The following is a 19,631-nucleotide window of genomic DNA, read 5'->3' on the forward strand; positions in this document are numbered from 1 at the left end:
CCCGCCTTGATGGCCGTCTACCTGATAGTGCCCCTCAACGCAGACGGGCAATCGAATCCTTCTTCTGCCGCAGGCCGTCGTCGGCCGCAAGAGGTCCCGATGTCGCACACGCTCAAGACCGCCCCGACCACGCTGCTGCGCAACCATCCAATGGCCTGGGCCATTGCGCTGGCGCTTGGCGCGGCGCCATGGGTCCCTGCCCAGGCCCAGCAGGCCTTCAGCCCGGGCTGGTTCGCCGATCGCGGCGCGGCCCAGGGCGCAGCGGCGCAGAGTGGGCGCATGCCCAACGGGGTGCCGATCCAGTTCCAGTTGCCGGCGCAGCAGCAGGACGCCGCACGCCAGAAGCTGCAGCAGTCCATTGACAATCTTGGTACCGCGGCGCAGGCCATCGCATTGCAGCAACGGTTGCAGGAACAGGCCCGGCTGGCGCGACGCGATGCGGGCTTCGTGGTCGCCGATGGCCTGGGCAAGGACGGCCTGAACGTCGATGAGAACCCGCTGACCCGTGGCTGGTTGAATGCACGCGAGGCGATCCAGTCCCAGGGCAGCGATGGGCGGATTCAGGTCAGCATCGAGCAAACTGCCGACAAGGCGATCCTGAACTGGGAGACCTTCAACATCGGTGGCAACACCACGCTGAGCTTCCAACAGAACCCGGATTGGGCGGTGCTCAACCGGGTCAACGATCCCAACGCCCGGCCCAGCCAGATCCTTGGCCAGCTGAAGGCCAATGGCACGGTGTTCGTGGCCAACCGCAACGGCGTGGTGTTCGGCAACAACAGCCAGGTCAACGTCCGTAACCTTGTCGCCGCGGCGGCACGGATCAGTGATGGGCAGTTCCGCGACAACGGCCTGTTCAGTGCCGACAGCAATACCGCCGCGCTCAGCGAGGCCTTCGGCAAGGTGATGGTCGAGCAGGGGGCGCGTATCGTTACGCATGCACCCGGAACGGCCACCCGCGGTGGCGGCTACGTGCTGCTGGCAGGCAGCAGCGTGGAAAATGCAGGACAGATCGAGACCCGCAAGGGCCAGACGCAGCTGGCCGCGGGCGACAGTTTCGTGATCCGTCGCGGCGTCGGCACCGCGCAGAACACTGCGTCGACTACGGCCGGCAACGAGATCGCGCCGCGCTTCGTGCAGGGCAGCACCGCCGGTGACGTGCGCAACAGCGGCCTGATCCAGGCCCGCGAGGGCGACATCACCCTGGCCGGTCGTACGGTCGAGCAGGCCGGCGTTGCCGTCGCCACCACCACGCTGGCCCAGCGCGGCACCATCCATCTGCTCAACGCGATCAGTGATCGCCAGGGCCAGGTGATCCTGGGATCGGGTGCGACCACGGCAGTGCTGATCGAGGACGACGGCAAGAGCGCCGTGCTGGACACCCAGCGCGATGCATTGATCAAGGCGTCGGCGGAGCAGGATGCCCTGCGCGCGGCAAGCAGCACAGGCACGTTCGACAACCTATCGCGGCTGCAGGACCGCCGCGACCAGTCGCGCGTGGAGATCGTCTCAGGTGGCGACATCAACTTCAAGGATGGCTCGTTGACCCTCGCGACTGGCGGCCAGGTGGTCGGCGACGCGGCGCGCCGCAGCTACGTGGGCAACGCGGCGCAGGTCGATGTCTCCGGCGCGGTCGGTGTGCGTGTGGCGATGGAAAGCAACAACGTACAAGTGAAGGTGCAGGGCAACGAGCTGCGCGATTCGCCCGACAACCGCGACAGCGGCACGCTGATCAGCAGCGAGGTCTGGATCGATCGTCGCGAACTGCAGCGCGTGGCCGCCGGTACCGGTGGCCATGCCGCCGAGCGCTGGTATGCCGGTGGTGGCCTGCTTGAGGTGGGCGGCTATCTGGACAACCAGCGCCATTCGATTGGCGAATGGGCTGCACAGGGCGGCACCGTGCAGCTGTCCGGAACCGAGGTGGTGACCCACGGTGGCTCCAGGATCAACCTGGCCGGTGGTAGCCTGGACGTCCAGTCCGGCGTGATCAAGCAGAGCTGGCTGCGCGGCACCGATGGGCAGCTGTACCGACTGGATGACGCGCCTGCGGAGATGCTGTACGCCGGCCTGTACAAGGGATTCGAGGTTGATCACCAGCGCTGGGGCGTCAGTGAGGCCTTCCGCAATCCGTTGGTGGCGCCGGGCGAACGGGTTGACAATGGCTATACGGTTGGGCGTGACGCCGGCCGGCTGGTGATTTCTGCGCCGACTGCGGTGCTGCAGGGCGATATCGGTACCCAGGTGTTCCAGGGCGCACAGCAGGCCAAGGCGCCTGACCAGGGCGGCGATGGCTACGCGCAGGCACAGACGGCGGTGGCGCGCAACGCACAGCTGTGGCTGGGCCGCTATGACAGCGCAGGACGCAATGCGGTCTTCGATACCCAGGTGCGGATCGGGGAGGGAGCGCAGCCGGTGGCCGACTGGACCCTGCATGCGCCCATATCGGCACAGCAACGCAACACCCTATGGCTGGACGCGGGCCGTCTGAGTGAGCAGCAATGGGGGCGCCTGGACCTGGCTACTGCGGGCAGCATCGCCCTCGACGGCAAGCTGCGCCTGCAGGATGGCGGGCAGCTGGTGCTGACCGCCAGTGACATCCGCCTTGGCGGTGATATCGGCATTGCCGGTGGTCGGCTGCAGGCCGGCAATCTGCTGGTCGTGACGGATGGCCCGGTGGTTCCGCTGCTGCAGGCCGGGCGTGGACGGGTGGAGATCGCCGATGGCGCGCGCATCGACCTTGCCGGCCGCTGGAGCAATCTGCTGCTGGACCCCAGCGCGGCACAGGGCCAGGCATGGAGCAATGGCGGCAGCCTGCAGTTGGAGAACAGCCACGACGTGAAAGTAGGCCGTGGCAGCGAGCTGAGCGTTGACGCGGGCGGCCGCGTCGACAGCGCGGGCAAGGCACGCATCGGCAAGGGCGGCAGCGTCAGTCTGCTGGCCAACAATGTTGACACGGGGAAGGGAAGTGCTGGGCGCCTGACCTTGGCCGGCGACGCACGCATCAGCGCGCTGGGCCAGGGCAGTGGCAGCCTGTCGCTGGGCGATGGCGGACACATCCGAATCGGCGGCGAAACCGGTGCGGACGACGTGCTGGTACTGCGTGGCGAACTGTTCGGCAGCGGCTTCAGCCAGTATGACATCAACGCCCAGCAGGGCCTGGAAGTGGCTGACGGCGCACGGCTCGATGTGGTCATGCCGGGCTTGCGCCTGGCCAGCGACGCGCAGAAGGCGGGCACCCGCGAAGACGCGCTGCAGACATGGCTGGCACCGCTGTACAGTGCCGACCCGGTGAGCGGGCGCATCAACCAGCGTGCGGGTGCCGGCCTGGTCCTGCGCTCGCAGTTCGGCAATCGCGGCGGTGACCTGCGCATCGGCAAGGGTGCCAATGTGCAGGTCGATCCGGCGCAGTCCATCGAACTTCGCGGCGGCGGCAACATTACCGTGGAAGGGCGCCTGCACGCTGCCGGCGGGCGGATCCGGCTGGATGACGTGCGCCTACCCATTGATCCGTTCGACAGCCAGCCCAACAGCCGCACCTACCGCATTGCCGACGGCGCCGAGCTGGATGTCAGTGGCGACGCATTCAGCGTGGAGGATTCGGCGCGGCGGCTGCGCGGGCTGGTTCGCAAGGGCGGCAGCATCGAGATCGGAGGCGCGCTGGATTGGGAAGGTGCCGGTCAGGTCAGTGATCGCCCGGTGGATGCCTTCATCGTGGTCGAGGGGGGCGCGCAGCTGCGCGCCGATGGCAGTACCAAGGCATTGCACATCGATGGCCAAGGCCTGCAGCAGGTGGACAGCGATGGTGGCGAAATCGTGCTGCGCTCCGCCAATGCACTTTACTTGCACGGCGGAATGCATGCCGCGGCCGGCGGTGTCGGCGCGCATGGCGGTACCCTTGGCATTGCGTTCATAGGTGGCAACTACGCGAAGGGGGCCAGCAAGGATGTCCAGGTACCCCGGTTCCTCAACATCAGCCAGAAGCGCGATGTGGCATTCGCGTCGATCAAGCCGAAGTACGGCGAGGCACGGTTGTCGGTGGAGCAGATCCGCGACGGGGGGTTCGATAACCTGTCATTGATCGCTGCGGTCCGCAGTGAAGGAGATATCGATCTGCGGATGGCGCAGAGCCTGCGCCTGTCGGGCTCGATCGGCCTGCTGCCGGGGGCGGCGGCGGGCAGCACCATCGCATTGCACGCGCCTTATCTGAAGCTGGCCAATCCGCCCTTGTCGGCGATCAGTGGCAACGAGCCCGAGGTCAGTGGTGAAGCGCCGTTGGCGACGGGGCGGCAGCATCGGTTGCAGGCTGACGCGCGATTGATCGATATCCGCGACCGTGTGGCGCTGGACGGGTTTGACGATGTTTCCCTGCGCAGCAGCGGCGACGTCCGCTTCCTCAAGGGGGCCACCAGCGCCGGTGCACTGGATGCCGACCTGCTGGCTGCGCAACGCCTGGAAATCACCGCCGCACAGCTGTATCCCGTCGCCGGCGCGTCCGCCCGGATCGGGGTCGGTTTCGATCCGGGCAGGTACTCCAGAGATATGATCTGGAAGAACCCGGCCGGCGTGCTGCGCATCAACGGCCTTGCTGGGGCCGCGCCGGCCGCCCCGCTGTCGGCGATGGGCAACCTGATGCTGGCCGCTGCGACTGTCGAGCAGGGCGGTGTGGTTCGCGCGCCGATGGGCAGCATTACCCTGGGCGGAACCGACGGCAACCTGCAGGTCGCCTCGAAGGTCTCGTTCCTGCCAGGCAGCCTGACCTCGACCAGTGGTGCGGGGCTCAGCCTGCCCTACGGCGGCACGGTGGATGGCATCCAGTGGCGTCTTGACGGCACAGCGGTTGTGCCACGCAATGTGGGCGGTGGCGGGTTGCCGGTCGGCATCGGCGTCGTCAGCAGCCAGACCGACGTGGCACGCGGTGCGGTGCTGGACATGAATGGCGGGGGAGAGCTGACCGGAGCCGCGTTCGTCAGTGGCCGTGGCGGCTCGGTAGACATCCTGCGCCACGTCCTGGCCGAGGCCAATCCGCGCTACGGTTTCAGCCAGGCCGGCAGCGAGGTCTACGCGATACTGCCGGGCTACACCGGTAGCATTGCGCCGCAGGGCCTGTCCGACGGTGCCGCCGACCCAGGCGTGGGCCAGCAGATTGTCGTGCCCAGCGGCGTGCCGGGCCTGGCCGCCGGCACCTACACGCTCTTGCCCGCCAGTTTCGCACTGCAACCCGGCGCGTTCCGGGTCGAGGTGGGGACGAGCTCCACGACCGGTTCGGCTACGCCGCTGCCCACCGGGACGGGCTCCTGGCGCGTGGCAGGTCACCGCAGCGACGGTCTGGTCGAGACGGTCTCGCCGCTGCTGACCGACCTGCTGCTGACCCCGGCCGCGACCGTGCGCCGTCATTCCGGATACAACGAAACCAGCTATAACGCATTCTCCGCCGCCAGCGCGCAGCGCCTCGGCCTGCCGCGCGGCTGGCAGACGGTCGACGCGGGCATGCTGCGCTTCGAATTGGGCGACGGTGCCGGTCGCCAGGGCACGCCCGCGCTGCGCGTCGAGGGCGAGGCGCGCTTCCAGGCGGCCAGCGGCAGTGCCGGGACGGGGGGCAGCGTGGAGGTGACGCGTGTCAATTCGGTCGGCACGCTTGAGATCATCGCTGCAGGCGGCAAGACGGATACCCGCCGTGATGGGTCGACCATTGAAGCCGACGCACTCAATGCCTTGCAGCCCTCGCGCCTGGTCGTCAACGCGCGGGTACGTTCGACGGCGCCGTCCTTCATCAATGTCAGTGGTGTCGGCGGGGACGTGGTGGTCCGCAGTAGCGCCGTCCTGCGTGCACCGGAGGTGCTGGTCGGGGCGGTGTCCGGTGGCAGCGGCATCGTCGTCGAAGCGGGGGCGGCCATCGACACACTCGGCCTTGGCACCGCCGGGCTGCCTTCCAGCCTCGGCTACGTCTACCAGGTGGGCGGAGGGCTGCTTGCGGTGTCCAATGATCGGCCCGAGATGCTGGCGCACCCGGCAGGTACCGACGGTGCGGCCGTCAACATCGATATCGGTGGGTGCAGCCTGCAAGCGACCTGCACCGGTCAGGCACGGCTGGTGTCCGAGGGCAGCATCAATGTCTCCACCAATGGCCAGCTGCAGCTGCACGAGGGTGCCACGTATGGCACGCGCGAGTTGGCGCTGGGTGTGGGCAACATCAACCTGGGCTCCGCCGAAGCCATTGCGCGGGCAGCAGCGGTGGCTGCGCTGCCGCCGGGCATGACGTTGAACCAGCAGGTGCTGGGCGACCTGCTGCGCGGCAATACCGCCACGGGCGCACCGGCACTGGATACGCTGCGCCTGAATGCCAGCGAGGCGATCAATGTGTTCGGCAGTGTGGATCTGGATACCCGCGATGCGGCAACCGGAAAGCCTGCCCTGCGCAACCTGGTGCTGGGCACGCCCGCGATCCACGGTTATGGCGACAGCAGTGACCGGGCACGCATCTTTGCCGCGGACCTGACCTGGGCCGGCCAGCTGGGCAGCGCGTCCGCACTCGGCAGCACCCAGACGCCGCCGGCCGCACCGGGCATTGCCGCTCGACTGGGTAGTGGGCAGCTGGACATCATCACCGATACCCTGCGTCTGGCGCCTTCGCCGCGTTCGCAGCCGTTGCCGGAAGTGGTGGCCGGGCGCCAGGTGCTGGGTTTCGCCGGCGTCAACCTGCAGGCGGCGCGTGAACTGGTGTTTGCCGGCAATGGTGCGCTGGATGTCTACCAGCGACAGGGCGACTACATCGCCGGCAAGGGCTGGACGTTCAGTGGCGGCAATCTCGACATCCAGGCTCCGTTGATCACTGCTGAGGCCGGCGCGAAGCTTTCGGTGAAGGCTGGAGGTACGCTCACTGCGCACGGTGCGGGGGCGGGCAGGGTAGCCGACGCGCTGGGTGCCGAACTGGACCTGCGTGCCAGTGATATCGTGCTCGATACGCGTTTCGCTCTGGCTTCCGGCAGGTTGACCGCCAACGCAGATCATTCCGTACGTCTGGGCAGCAAGGCCGAGCTGGACCTGTCCGGACGCAAGGTCAGCCTGTTCGACGTCGACAACTACAGCTGGGGTGGAGATCTCGAGCTGACCGCTGCCGATGGCAGCGTGCTGGCGGATGCCGCATCGCGGATCGATGTTTCGGCGCGCAACAATCGGGCCGGGCGACTGACCGTCACCGCACTCGGTGCCAGCGACGGTCGCGTCGACCTGGCTGGGCAGATCCTCGGCCAGGCCAGCGGTCGCCACGACGTCAGTGGCAGCGTGGTGCCGTATGACGGCGGTGAACTGCTGGTGCGCGCGCAGCAGCTGCAGGATTTCAGTGGCCTGAACCAACGCCTGACCCGCGATGGCGTGACTGGCGCGCGCAGCTTCCAGATCAAGCAGGGCGACCTGGTGATCGGTGATGAAGTGAAGGCGCGCAAGGTTGACATCAGCGTGGATGGCGGCGCGCTTCGGGTAAACGGCCGCATCGACGCCAGTGGTGAGCAGGTGGGCATCATCCGCCTTGCTGCGCGGGACGACCTGCAGGTGGATGGCACCCTGGATGCGCACGGCACCGCGCTGCGCGTGGACAGCTACGGCAGCATCATCGACAGTCCGAACCGCGCCATCGTCGAACTGGAGAGTCGCAGCGGAACGCTGGCATTGGGTCGCGCCGCCAGGATCGATCTGCGCAGCGGCACCGATGTGGTGGTTGGCAACGGTGCGGGTCAGAACGATGGCCGTGCGCGCGGCACGCTGGCCCTGAACATGCCGCGCGCTGGAGGCCGAGATGCATCCATCCGCAGCGAAGCCGGCCTGCAGGTGCTGGGTGCTCGCGACATCTTCGCCATGGGCGTGCGCCGCTATGAGGACGCGCCGCTGGCGACGACCCCGGATGTGAACGGCCATCATTCGCAGATGGTGACGCAGGCGTGGCTGGACAGCGTCGTCGACCCGGACAGCACGGCCTGGATGAATGCCGCGCTTGGCAACGCCGACCTGTCCGCACGCCTGGCGGCCTTGGGGAGCGTACGACTGCGGCCGGGCGTGGAAATCGTCGGCGTGCCCTCGGCGGCCAACCCCGACGGCGATCTGACCGTCAGTGGCGATCTGGACCTGTCCGGCTATCGCTATGGCCCGCAGGCCAATCGCGCCGATCCAGCACGTCGTGGCTTCGGAGAGGCCGGAGCGCTGCGCCTGCGTGCCGCGGGTGATCTGCATGTCTATGGCAGCATCAACGATGGCTTTGCGCCACCACCGGTCAGTCCAGACGACGCCGGCTGGCAGTTGTTCGAGGGCAGCGATGCCACCGTGGGCGTCACGCCGTTCGGCGCTGACATCGTGGTGCCCGGTGATGGCGTGGTGCTGGAGGTCGGCTCACGATTCCCGGCTTCGTCGGTGCTGAACTACGCCATCAAGGTGCAGGGCACGCAGCTTCCGGCAGGCACGACACTGCCGGTGGAAATGACACTGACCCAGGCTCTGCAGCTGCCTGCTGGCACGGTGTTGTCCGCGGCAATCACCCTGAACGATGGCCAGGTCCACGCGGCCGGAACCGTGCTTGCGCAGGCCCTGACAGTACCAATGGGCGCGCGCCTGGCCGCCGGCTTCCAGCTGCGAAGCGCTGCAGACGTCGCAGCGCACACCTGGCCGGCCGGGGTGCCGTTGCCGACGGAGCTGCGGCTGGCGGCGAGTACGCCGTTGCCGCGTGGCGCACTGATTCCGTCGATGACCCTGGTCAAGCTTCCGGGTGGCGTGCCGGTGAAGCTGCGCCCCTCGGACAGCGATGGACGGCAAGGGCGCAACTGGGCGCTGGCACAGATGCTCCCCGAGGGCACCACGTCATGGGATCTCTCGTTGGTGGCCGGTGCAGATACCGAGTCCTCCGATCCTCGCCTGCGCAGATTCGGTGCCAGTGGTGATCTGATGCTGTCCGACACGCATTACGGTGTGATCCGCGATGCGCTGAAGCAGAACAAGTTCGTGCGCGAACGGCTGGTGACGGCGGAGGGCGCGCTGCGCGAGAACGTGGACACCAGTTGGATCGGCAAGACCGCCAAGGCGCTTGCCGAGCACCTGGGCAAGAGCGAGGATGCGCTGTGCGCCGCGGGCGGAAGCTGCATGAACGCGCCCTATCTGTTCACCAAGCTGGGAGCCGAGGAGTTGGCGGGCGATCCTGACCTGGAAGGCACCTCGGTCAAGGACTTTGGTGACCTGCCTTGGGTGGGCATGAGCGAGGAGGCGATCTGCAATCCGCCCGAGGCGGGCTATTGCGTGATGCCGGGCGAGATGCGCGAGATCACCACGATGGGGCCACCGCGGCATGGAACGCCGATGTGGAGCGTCCTGCGCACCGGCACCGGTGATCTGCAGCTGTCGGCTGCCAGGGACGTGCAGATGCGTTCGGTGTTCGGCGTGTACACGGCCGGTACCCCCACGTCGCTTGGCAATGGTCACGATGCCCGCTTCCAGTCAGGTCGCAGTCCGCTCGGTGACCGCGATTCGCTGCTGGGCCTGCTGCAGTCGACCGGTGACTATGATGCCGCGCTTGCGGCTTACCAGGCGTGGTATCCGGACCATGGCGGAAACCTGAGTGTGATTGCGGGTCGTGATGTCACCGGAGCAACCTGGGGCAGTCGTTCCGCTACAGGCGGATCCGACAACGGTGTCGCTGGCACCTTCAGCAGCGCGACCGGTGGCTGGCTGTGGCGGCAGGGCACCGGAACAACCACGGGTGTCGAGCCGGTAGCCACCAGTTGGTGGATCAACTTCGGCACCTACGCCGCGTTCAATCCCACTGACATCCGGGACAATCCGAAGATGGTTGGTTTCACCGGCCTCGGCACCTTGGGTGGTGGCAATCTTGAGGTCGAGGCAGGCCGTCATGGCGGCGTGACAGCCGCCAAGGGTGAAGCACTCGGCGTTCTCGGCGGCACCCTCTACTCGACAGCGATCAATGCGGCAGTGGGCGCCACCGGTCGCGTTGATGATGGCCGCCTTGTACAGACCGGTGGTGGCGATCTGAGCCTGCGGTTCGCCGGTGCGTTGAATCCGCTGCTGGCCGCAACGTCGATGAGCCAGACCGGCAACACCCAGGCCCCACAGCTCAGCGGCACGCTGGTCAATCTGCGAGGCCACCTCGGCATTGATGCCGCACGGATTGGTGGCAGCGTTGTGCGCGCCAATGACTACCGGTCCATCAGCGCCGACCTGCGCGCGAGTGATCCGTTCCGCGCCAGTACCAGCGCTGCGATGGGGGGGCCGCTGCTGGTGCTGGGCGATGCGGTCGCGGACCTGCAGGCGCGAGGAGATGTCGTCCTTTCCAGTGCCGCGGATGGCGGTCGGGTCCGCCAGTACAATGCGTTCGAGGCCAGGGCGGACGATGGGTCGCGGTTGCTGGGCGTTACCGGATTCTCGCTGTGGACCGCTTCCACTGCGGTCAACCTGTTCTCTGCAGGCGGCGACATCGTGCCTGTTGGGCAGGCGACAACGCAGGTGGAAGCAGATGGTGGATTGGAAAGCGTCGTGGGTGGCGCCGTCTACCGCATCTATCCCTCGCGCTTGAAGGCCATTGCGGCCAACGGTGACATCAAGCTGTCACGGGCCGAGAACAAAACCGTGCTGATGACTGCTCCAGGTCCCAACAGCACGCTGCAGCTGCTGGCGGGCAACTCCATTCTGGCAGCGAGCGATGCTCCGATGATCAGCAGCTCGGGAGCGGATGTTCGACTTCCCTCACCGTTTGATCCTCTCTTCAATGGGTTCGGGGGCCACAGTCGCAACCAGCTGCTGCGCAGCAATCTGTCGCAGGACGGAACGGTGGCACCGCTTAATGTTGGGCTCAGCGACGGTTCGCCATTGTTCGCGTTCGGGCCGAACCGGCCGATGCTGAGCACGCCGCGTGCCGGCGATAGGCAGCCGAACCGCTTCTACGCCGGCAGCGGCGACATCATCGGCCTGCGTACCGGCGGCGAATGGGCCTTGGGCACCAGCGCGGGCATGATCCGAACGGTCGGCACCTGGTATGACGTGTCGGCGCCGGTTCAGCTGCGCGCAGGCATGGACATTCTCGGCAGCTCGGTCATGGCGATGAACAATGGCAGCACCGACATGACTGTGGTCCAGGCTCGCCGTGACATCGTGCACACCAACCTGACCGTGTTTGGCCCAGGAAACGTCGATGTCAGTGCAGGCCGCCAGCTCCGCCAGGAAGACAGCGGCAGCATTGTCTCGCGCGGCGGGCTGATCCAGGGCGACACGCGCCCGGGTGCGAGCATCGCGGTGACCGCCGGCAATCAGTACATCGCGTTCGACGCTGTGCGCGCCCGCTACCTGGATCCGGCCAACCTCGCCGATCCTTCGCAGTCGCTGGCATCGCAGCCCGGCAAGGCGGTGAAGATCTACGACAAGGAGCTGAAGCAGTGGCTGCAGCAGCGCTTCGGCCTTGCCGTCGACGGCGCCGAGGCCCTGGCTGTGTTCGACCGGTTGCCGAAGGAACAGCAACACATCTTCCTGCGCCAGCTCTACTACGCTGAACTGCGCGAGGGCGGCCGCGAATACAACAATCCGGATGGACCGCGATTGGGTTCCTACCTGCGTGGTCGCGAAGCCATTGCAACCCTGCTGCCGGACAAGGACGCAAACGGCAAGACGATCGATCGCAGCGGCGATATCGTGATGTACGGAGGTTCCGGCGTGCGTACCGAGGCCGGTGGCAACATCGAGCTGATGGCGCCCGGTGGGCAGATCGTGGTGGGCGTGGTCGGCGAGGCGCCGCCTGCGAGCGCGGGCCTGGTGACCCAGGGACAGGGCGATATCCGCCTGTTCAGCCAGGACAGCGTGCTGCTCGGCCTGTCGCGTGTCATGACCGCGTTCGGCGGTGACATCCTGGCCTGGACGGAGCAGGGCGACATCAATGCCGGTCGCGGCTCTCGCACCACGCTGCTGTATACGCCGCCGCGCCGGATCTATGACAACTGGGGCAATGTGTTGCTGTCGCCGCAGGCGCCGGCCAGCGGTGCCGGCTTCGCCACGCTGGCCCCGATTCCCGAAGTGCCGCCGGGCGACGTCGACCTGATCGCGCCGCTGGGCACCATCGATGCGGGCGAAGCGGGCATCCGTGTCTCGGGCAACATCAACCTCGCCGCGCTGCAGGTGCTCAACGCGGCCAACATCCAGGTGCAGGGTGAGAGCAAGGGCCTGCCGGTGCTGGCCACGGTGAACGTGAATGCGCTGGCTTCGGCCAGTGCGGCAGCGAACAGCGCCAGCCAGGCCGCACAGGATGTGATGCGCAAGAGCCAGGATGATGCACGGCGCAACCAGCCGTCGGTGATCAGCGTGCAGATCCTCGGTTTCGGCAGTGGCACCAGCAGCATTGCGCCGCCGGCACGCGGTACTACTGCCAACAGCGGCTACGACGCCAACAGCGCCTTCCAGTTCCCGCAGGCAAGTCGCGACGAGGGCACGCAGCGCCGATAGGCATTGCATGCCCCGGTAGGTGCCGACCTTGGTCGGCAAGCATCGCCCGGTGCACCGCATCGGGCTGCAGCATCGGGCCAGCCGCCAGGGAGCGGTGGCGGCCCCAGCCAGGACGGCACGGAGGGCAGGGAGCGGCTATCAGCGGTGAGGACCACCGACACAGCGCCGCCGGGTGCAGGAGAGCGCCCGGCGGCAGGAGCGACGCGCGAATGTGTCACGGTAGATACCGACCTTGGTCAGTAGATCCACGGCATGCGTCGATGGCTTGGCCAGCTTCAGTGCCGACCAACGGTCGGCACCCACCAGAGAAGGCGTGGCAGCAGGCGCCGCTCGGCAGTAGATCCACGCCATGCGTGGATGGCTGGGCCAGCTTCAGTGCCGACCAAGGTCGGCACCCACCAGAGCGGGCTTGGCAGTAGATCCACGCCATGCGTGAATGCGGTGCCACGAACGAAGCCTACAGCTCCAGCACCCGCCGGTAACTCAATGGCCCACGCCCATCGCGCAGGCCCAGCCGCAGTTCCAACCCGGTGGCCGGCAGCACCTCGCCTTCGCTCGGCAACACCGCCCAGCCTGCACCGGGCTGCCACGCCCGCACCTCGAACCGCTGTACCCCGCGCGCCACGGCAATGCCCTTCGACAGATCCGGCGCCGGCAGGGGATACCGGTCCGTAGCCGCACCACTGGCCCGCCACAGCGTGTTGCCCTGCCGCCACCAGCGCACCCGTTGCCAGCGCAGCCCGTCGCTGCCCACGCCGCGGGTGATCTCCAGCGCGAAGCTGCCATCCGGGTGCCGTTCGCTCACCAGCGACGGCGGCAGCAATCGCTGCGGACGGTCCGCCGGGCGCACCGCGCCATTCATCAGCGCATCGTCTGCGCGCATTTCGATATCACGCTGGAACTGCTGCAGCACGCGCAGTGCCGTCGTGGTCTCGGCATCGGCCTGGCGCAGGCGCTGATCGCTGTTGGTCACGCTGTCGAGCGCCCGCCAGCAGATCAGCGCCAGTACGCCCATGATGGTGATCGCGATCATCACCTCGATCAGGGTGAAACCACATACTGCGCGCTTCATTGCGCCGCCGTCCACGGCAACCGCATCCGCGCCAGCGACTGCCGTGGCGCATCTTCGGCAACCACGCTGAGTTCCAGTTGTGGCTGTCCGTCACTCCCGGTGCCGACATGCTGCAGCACCAGGAAACTGCTGCGCCCCTGCACGCAGCGTTGCCGCGCATCCTGCGGGGGCTGCCCGGCCAGGCGCAGCTCCTGCCAGCGGTCCTGCGCACACATCAGTGCCAGCCGGCGGTCGCGCAGGCGCGACTGATCATCGGTCGCCACCGCCACTGAACGCATCACCGCCGCAAGCGCAATCGAGACGATCGCCAATGCGATCAGCACTTCGATCAGGGTGAACCCACGCATGTTCTGCTTCACTGCACGACCTGCAATTGTCCGCTGCCATCATCGCGAAGACGCAGTTTGCGGCCATCCAGCGACAATCCCAGTTCCCAGGCGATACCGATCCACTCCGGGCTCAGCTCAATGGGGTTGGCGGGCTGCACCGCGATACCCGTTGCCTGCCACTTCTGCGGACGCAGCAGATCATCGCGTTCAACAGTCACCCAGCGGCTGCCTTCGCGGCGGCTGAAACGATAGCCGTTGGCGTCGGCCTGCCAACGCAGGGTGCGGCCATCGATGCGCGCCTCATCGCGCGCCACCTGCAGGCGCTGCGCCAACCGCTCGGCTTCCTGTCGCAGCTGCCGGCCCGGGTCGAGCAGGCTGCCCAGGCCCAGCCCGATTCCGGCCGTGCAGATGCCGATGATCACCAGCACCACCATCAGTTCCAGCAGGGTGAAACCACGCGGCACGCGCTGCATCGACGTTGCCTCCTGTCCGGGTCGATACCTGCCAGCGTAGGCCGGCATGATGAAACAAAAGCGTCAGCGGCAGCTGCTAGCGTGGGCAGACACGAACGTGGCGGTGGTGCGGAACATGGATGGCAGGCGCTGGGATCGCAATCGCATACTGACTCTGCTGGCCGCAACCCTGCTGCTGGCGGTGGTGGCCTATTGGGGCGTGACCCTGTCTGCGGTGGCGCCCACTGCGGCGGCCAGCGAAACGCACGCAGAGGCCCCTGCACGGCCCCTGTTCGATGCAGTGGCCAGCCTGCCGCTGGTGCGGCTGCTGTCCCCCGGTGCAGTGCAGACCGAGGTGGTGGTGCTGGGCGTGATGGCCGGTGACCATGCGCCATTGGCCCTGCTCTCGGTGGATGGGCGCCCGGCGGAAGCGTATGCGCCCGGTCAACGACTCGGACCCTGCACGGTGCTGGCCAGCATCAGTGCCAGCGCGGTGGAACTGAACCAGGCGGGGCAATCGCGCAGCCTGCCGGTGCCTGAGCTGCCGCCGGTGCCGAGCGATGGCATCGTGCCGGCCGCTCCATAGAGCCCAGCCTACGCTCGGCTTCACGTCCGCGCAGGTTCAGCGCGCCGGACGCTGCGGCACCACCGAACGCCCGAAGGCATCACCCATGCGCTGCCGCGTGCCCTCCACGTTGTACTGCATCAGCTGGTTGCCCGGCTGCCGCATCAGGCGTTCGGCTTCAGGTAGCGCTGGTGACTTCGCCGATTTCGGCGCCGGGGCCAGTTTGCGTTGCAGGCACTCCCAGGCGGGGATGCGCTCGCCGTTGACCTGTACTTCGATGCACGGCGCGGCATCGTCCTGCTTCTTCGCCTCTCCGGCCCAGGCCGATGGCAACGCCAGCAACATGGCAAGGGCGAGAGCAGGGCGAAGACCCGCCGTCAACGACTCACTCATCTTGAATCTCCTGCGAAATCCGACGCTCTGCAATGAAGACGTATGGCGAAGACAGTCTCCGCCCGCAACTGTTCCGGCGCTGTCAAAAGATGACAGTGCTGTCACAAAACTGTTGGCGGCTTTGACGCGACGTACACGTCCTGTTGGTAGACCCACGCGCCGCTCCATGGCCATTTCCTTCGATACGACGCGATGCCTTCGATGACTCCTGTTCCGTGCCGAGCCGTCCACCTTCCCTTGCGCCTGCAGCCGCTGGTGCTGGCTCTGGCCGCGATGCCGCTGCCGTTGTTCGCGCAGGAGGCAGCGCCTGCGCCCAGCGTGAACATCAATGAATACATCGTGCGCGGCAACACCGTGCTCGATCCGCGCCAGATCGAACGTGCGGTGGAGCCGTTCCTCGGCCCGGGCAAGACCCTGGCTGATGTCGAGAAGGCACGCGATGCGGTCAATGCGCTGTACCAGCAGGCCGGCTACCAGTCGGTCTACGTGGAGTTGCCCGAGCAGCAGGTCAGTGGTGGCGTGGTGCTGCTGAAGGTGCAGCAGACGCCGATCGGCCAGCTGCGGGTGGTGGGCACGAAGCATGAATCGCCGGAGCGCATCCGCGAACGCGTGCCGGCACTGGCCGAGGGCAAGGTGCCGGACTTCGACCAGGCGCAGAAGGAACTGACTGCGCTGAATGAGGGCGGGCGTCGCCAGGTGATGCCGCTGGTGCGCGAGGGCCAGGTGCCGGGCACGATGGATGTGGACCTGCAGGTTGAAGAGAAGTCGCCATGGCGTGCCAGCGCGTCACTCAACAACGACCACAGCGCCGACACCGAGAAGCTGCGCCTGAGTGCATCGCTGGCCTACGACAACCTTTGGAAGCGTGGCCACAGCGCGAACATCGGCATGTACCTGGCGCCGGAAGACACCAAACAGGCCAAGGTTTTCTCGGCCTCGTACACGATGCCGTTTGAAGGCACGCCGTGGAGCCTGGAAGCCTCCGGCTACAAGTCCGACAGCCGCGTGCTGAACGCGGGCGGGCAGGTCGGTACCGGCACTGGCACCAATGTGATCGGCAACGGTCATTCGATCGGCATCAAGCTCAACTACCGCCTGGCCGGCAGCAGCCAATGGTGGCGCCAGCTCAGCCTCGGCGTGGACTTCAAGGACACCGAGGAAGACACGCAGATGGGCAAGGAGAGCCTGAAGACGCCGCTGAAGTACGCGCCGATCACCCTGGGGTTTGTCGGTGTGCGCCAGGGCGAGCAGGATCAGTTGAGCATCAACACGCAGCTGGTGGCCGGTACCCGTCGGCTGTTCGGCTATGGTAGTGATGCCATCGGGTTCGGGCAGAAGCGCTACTGGGCAGACCCCAGTTTCGTCGCGTTCAAGGCGGACGTCGCCAACACGCACACGTTCGGCAGCGACTGGCAGTGGTATGCACGCGGCTCGTTGCAGGTGACCGATGCGCCGCTGGTGTCGGCCGAGCAGTTCGCCGCCGGTGGCATGTACACCGTGCGTGGCTATCTCTCGGCCGAGGCGATCGGTGATTACGGCGGCCTGGCCAGCCTGGAATGGCGCACCCCGGCATGGTCGCTGTGGAGTGGCACCGACCTGCGTGTCTACAGCTTTGCCGACGCGGCGTATCTGCGCCTGCGCCAGCCGCTGCCCGAGCAGCGTGACAAGTACAACCTGGCCTCGGTCGGCCTGGGCGCGCAGCTGCGCCTGGGCGAACACCTGCAACTGCGCCTGGACTACGCCTGGCCCTATGCCGATGGCCCGGTCACGCGCAAGGACGACCCGCGCCTGCATTTCAACATCAGCACCAGTTACTGATCCTTTCCTTGAACATGCGTTCTCCGGAGACCCTTCGCATGGACCGTTTGCTTTCCCGAGTGTTGTTGCTGCTGGCCGCGCTGGTTGCGCTGCCTGCTGCTGCGGCTGATGCCAATTGGTGGCAGGCCGAATGGAAGTACCGCAAGCCGATCACCGTCGACGCCGGCCCGCAGGGCGCGGGCCTGGCCGGCGACCCGGGCCGTACGCCCCTGCTGCTGCGCCTGCATACCGGCAACTTCGGTTTCGACGGCACCCAGGACGCGGGCAACGACCTGCGCTTCGTCTCGGGTGATGGCCGCACCGTGCTGGCCCACCAGATCGAACAGTTCAACCCCAAGCTGGGTCTGGCCCTGGTCTGGGTGGACGTGCCGGCGGTCAGCGCTGCGGCACCGCAGACGATCTGGATGTACTACGGCAACGAGAAGGCCCCGGCCAGCGGCAACGGCCAGCAGGTGTTCGATCCGGACTACACGCTGGTCTACCACTTCGCCGAGGCCAATGCGCCGGCACGCGACACCACCGCCTATGGCAACAACGCCGGTGCCGTGGTGCCGCCATCGGAAGGCTCGGTGATCGGCCGCGGCGTTCAGCTGGGCGCAGGCCCGCTGCCGCTGCCGGCCAGCGCATCGCTCGCACAGGAGGCGGGCGCGCCGCTCACCGTTTCGGCCTGGATCAAGCCGGGCAGCAACAACGCCGCACAGGCCATCTATGCGCGTCGTGACGGTGCGTCCGAACTGGTGCTGGGCATCGAGAACCGGGTGCCGTTCGTGCAGCTCAATGGCCAGCGCAGCACGCCGGCACAGCCGATTCCGGAAGGGCAGTGGGCGCACGTTGCACTGACTGCAGAGAAGGGCGCGTTGCGGCTGTACCTCAATGGGCGCGTAGTTGCCCAGCTGAGCGGCGAGCTGCCGGCGCTGACCACCGCCCCGGTGGTGGGCGCCGATGCGCCGGGCGCGGTGCAGCCGCTCGCCAATTTCGAGGGCGCGCTGGACGAGCTGCGTATCTCGCGCGTGGCACGACCGGCGGCACTGTTGCTGGCCGATGCCACCGCCCAGGGCGCCGACTCGCGCCTGATCAGCTACGGCGCCGACGAGCAGTCCGCCGGGCAGAGCCACTTCGCCTTCATCCTCAAGGCGATGCCGTTCGACGCCTGGGTGGTGGTCGCCATCCTCGGCCTGATGATGCTGCTGTCGTGGGCGATCATGATTGCCAAGGGGCGGCACTTCGGCCGTACCAGCAAGGCCAATGCAGTGTTCACCGAGAGCTTCGGCAAGCTGTCCGGTGTGCCGCTGCGCACCCTGTCCGACATGGACCGCCAGGGCAAGGCACCCACCGCGATGCACGACGGTTCGCTGTGGCGCATCTACCAGGTGGCCATCGATGAAATGCAGCAGCGCCACCAGCGCGACGGCAATAGTGGTTATCTCAGTGGCGCCACCATTGCGGCGATCCGCGCTTCGATGGATGCGGTGATGGTGCGCGAGCAGGAAGCGATGGCGCGGCGGATGAACTGGCTGTCGACCACCATCGAAGGCGCGCCGTACGTGGGCCTGTTCGGTACCGTGATCGGCATCATGCTGGTGTTCGTGGTGGCGGCGATGGCTGGCGCGGTGGACATCAACTCGGTGGCGCCGGGCATGGCCGCGGCGCTGCTGTGTACCGCAGCCGGCCTCGGCGTCGCGATCCCGGCGCTGTTCGGCTACAACTACCTGGGCGCGCGTGCCGAAGCGATCGGCGCGGACATGGCGGTGTTCATCGACGAGTTCGCCGCGCGCCTGGCCGAAGAGCAGGACGGGCGCGGCCCGGCCGCGGTCCAGGGCTGAGGGGCGCGCCATGGGCCAGAAGGCGAAGTTCGGCATCAAGAAGCGCGAGAAGGGCATCAACGTGACGCCCTTCGTCGACGTGCTGCTGGTGGTGCTGGTGATCTTCATCCTGACCAGCAACGCCTCCATCCCCGGCATCGAGGTCAACCTGCCGAAAGCGAGCAACAGCGTCGCGCTGGAGAAGCCGAAGACCAAGGCGATCACCATCGACCCCAGTGGCCAGGTGTTCCTGGATGCCTACCCGGTGACGATGGCCGAGCTGGAAGATCGCCTGCGCACCGAACGCGCGACCACGCCGGATTTCCCGGTGATCGTGCGCGGTGATGCGCAGGTGCAGTACGCCCGCGTGGTCGAGGTGCTGGACCTGCTGCGGCGGCTGGAGCTGGCCCAGGTCGGCCTGGTCACCGGCAAGGCGCAGGGCTGAGGCATGACGGCCCATCAACCCCCTCGGCCGGAGCCCGGCATGCGCGGTCGCCAGTTGCTGGTGACCGTCGCGCTGGTGCTGGCCGCGTTGCTGGTGCTCGGCATCGCCGTGTGGTGGATGCTGTTCAAGGACACTGCCAGCACCCGTCGGCCGGGGGGGCGGCGTTTCTTTCAAAAATATTCCGAGCCACCCGAAGGGACACCTTTTCGGTTTTCACTCGTGTGTGTGAAAACAAAAAAACAAGACCACAAAATCAGGACTTTAGAAATTATTAA

9 protein-coding genes and 1 pseudogene are annotated in these 19,631 nt (G+C 67.0%); 6 read left to right on the forward strand and 4 right to left on the reverse strand.

What is annotated here, in order from left to right; translation table 11 throughout:
* The first annotated feature begins 99 nt into the window (after positions 1-99).
* Positions 100-12,480 (forward strand): filamentous hemagglutinin family protein, encoded by a 12,381-nt coding sequence (locus tag EKL94_RS16185; protein WP_126929870.1) that lies wholly within the window; start codon positions 100-102, stop codon positions 12,478-12,480.
* 457 nt (positions 12,481-12,937) lie between these two features.
* Here EKL94_RS16185 and EKL94_RS16190 read toward each other — a convergent pair whose 3' ends face one another.
* The 3 genes from EKL94_RS16190 to gspH are packed head-to-tail and all read right to left on the reverse strand — an operon-like array spanning position 12,938 to position 14,354.
* Positions 12,938-13,552, reverse strand: a complete 615-nt coding sequence (locus tag EKL94_RS16190) for a prepilin-type N-terminal cleavage/methylation domain-containing protein (protein ID WP_126929871.1) — start codon at positions 13,550-13,552, stop codon at positions 12,938-12,940.
* Complete coding sequence (gspI, locus tag EKL94_RS16195; RefSeq protein ID WP_185830048.1) at positions 13,549-13,899, reverse strand: type II secretion system minor pseudopilin GspI; 351 nt, start codon at positions 13,897-13,899, stop codon at positions 13,549-13,551. The genes EKL94_RS16190 and gspI overlap by 4 nt, the downstream gene beginning before the upstream one ends.
* 8 nt (positions 13,900-13,907) lie before the next feature.
* Positions 13,908-14,354 (reverse strand): type II secretion system minor pseudopilin GspH, encoded by a 447-nt coding sequence (gene gspH, locus EKL94_RS16200; RefSeq protein ID WP_126929873.1) that lies wholly within the window; start codon positions 14,352-14,354, stop codon positions 13,908-13,910.
* A gap of 115 nt (positions 14,355-14,469) precedes the next feature.
* Here gspH and EKL94_RS16205 point away from each other — a divergent pair, with 115 nt between their 5' ends.
* On the forward strand, positions 14,470-14,919 hold the full coding sequence (locus tag EKL94_RS16205) for a general secretion pathway protein (protein ID WP_108269890.1): 450 nt from the start codon (positions 14,470-14,472) through the stop codon (positions 14,917-14,919).
* 36 nt (positions 14,920-14,955) lie between these two features.
* Here EKL94_RS16205 and EKL94_RS16210 read toward each other — a convergent pair whose 3' ends face one another.
* The gene (locus EKL94_RS16210; protein ID WP_126929874.1) at positions 14,956-15,291 is read right to left on the reverse strand and encodes a hypothetical protein; all 336 of its coding nucleotides are present in this window, start codon (positions 15,289-15,291) and stop codon (positions 14,956-14,958) included.
* Between the two features lie 201 nt (positions 15,292-15,492).
* On the opposite strand from EKL94_RS16210, the gene EKL94_RS16215 reads away from it, so the two are divergent.
* From EKL94_RS16215 to EKL94_RS22700, 4 genes and pseudogenes are all read left to right on the forward strand, one after another.
* On the forward strand, positions 15,493-17,109 hold the full coding sequence (locus tag EKL94_RS16215; RefSeq protein WP_126929875.1) for a ShlB/FhaC/HecB family hemolysin secretion/activation protein: 1,617 nt from the start codon (positions 15,493-15,495) through the stop codon (positions 17,107-17,109).
* A 38-nt stretch (positions 17,110-17,147) separates the two neighbouring features.
* Positions 17,148-18,932 carry a DUF2341 domain-containing protein gene (locus EKL94_RS16220; RefSeq protein WP_126929876.1) on the forward strand — a complete coding sequence of 595 codons (1,785 nt, stop codon included), beginning with the start codon at positions 17,148-17,150 and terminating at the stop codon, positions 18,930-18,932.
* 10 nt (positions 18,933-18,942) lie between these two features.
* Positions 18,943-19,356, forward strand: coding sequence for an ExbD/TolR family protein (locus tag EKL94_RS16225; RefSeq protein WP_005409874.1), 414 nt, complete (start codon positions 18,943-18,945; stop codon positions 19,354-19,356).
* Between the two features lie 39 nt (positions 19,357-19,395).
* Positions 19,396-19,631, forward strand: a pseudogene (locus EKL94_RS22700) (hypothetical protein); the annotation flags it as partial.

This window comes from Stenotrophomonas maltophilia (assembly GCF_003970865.1).
Lineage (GTDB): Bacteria > Pseudomonadota > Gammaproteobacteria > Xanthomonadales > Xanthomonadaceae > Stenotrophomonas > Stenotrophomonas maltophilia_AR.

Coding starts and splice junctions, on each gene's coding strand:
- gspI (WP_185830048.1), bottom strand. CDS start 13,899: ATGCGTGGGTTCACCCTGATCGAAGTGCTGATCGCATTGGCGATCGTC.
- EKL94_RS16205 (WP_108269890.1), top strand. CDS start 14,470: ATGGATGGCAGGCGCTGGGATCGCAATCGCATACTGACTCTGCTGGCC.
- gspH (WP_126929873.1), bottom strand. CDS start 14,354: ATGCAGCGCGTGCCGCGTGGTTTCACCCTGCTGGAACTGATGGTGGTG.
- EKL94_RS16225 (WP_005409874.1), top strand. CDS start 18,943: ATGGGCCAGAAGGCGAAGTTCGGCATCAAGAAGCGCGAGAAGGGCATC.
- EKL94_RS16185 (WP_126929870.1), top strand. CDS start 100: ATGTCGCACACGCTCAAGACCGCCCCGACCACGCTGCTGCGCAACCAT.
- EKL94_RS16210 (WP_126929874.1), bottom strand. CDS start 15,291: ATGAGTGAGTCGTTGACGGCGGGTCTTCGCCCTGCTCTCGCCCTTGCC.
- EKL94_RS16215 (WP_126929875.1), top strand. CDS start 15,493: ATGACTCCTGTTCCGTGCCGAGCCGTCCACCTTCCCTTGCGCCTGCAG.
- EKL94_RS16190 (WP_126929871.1), bottom strand. CDS start 13,552: ATGAAGCGCGCAGTATGTGGTTTCACCCTGATCGAGGTGATGATCGCG.
- EKL94_RS16220 (WP_126929876.1), top strand. CDS start 17,148: ATGGACCGTTTGCTTTCCCGAGTGTTGTTGCTGCTGGCCGCGCTGGTT.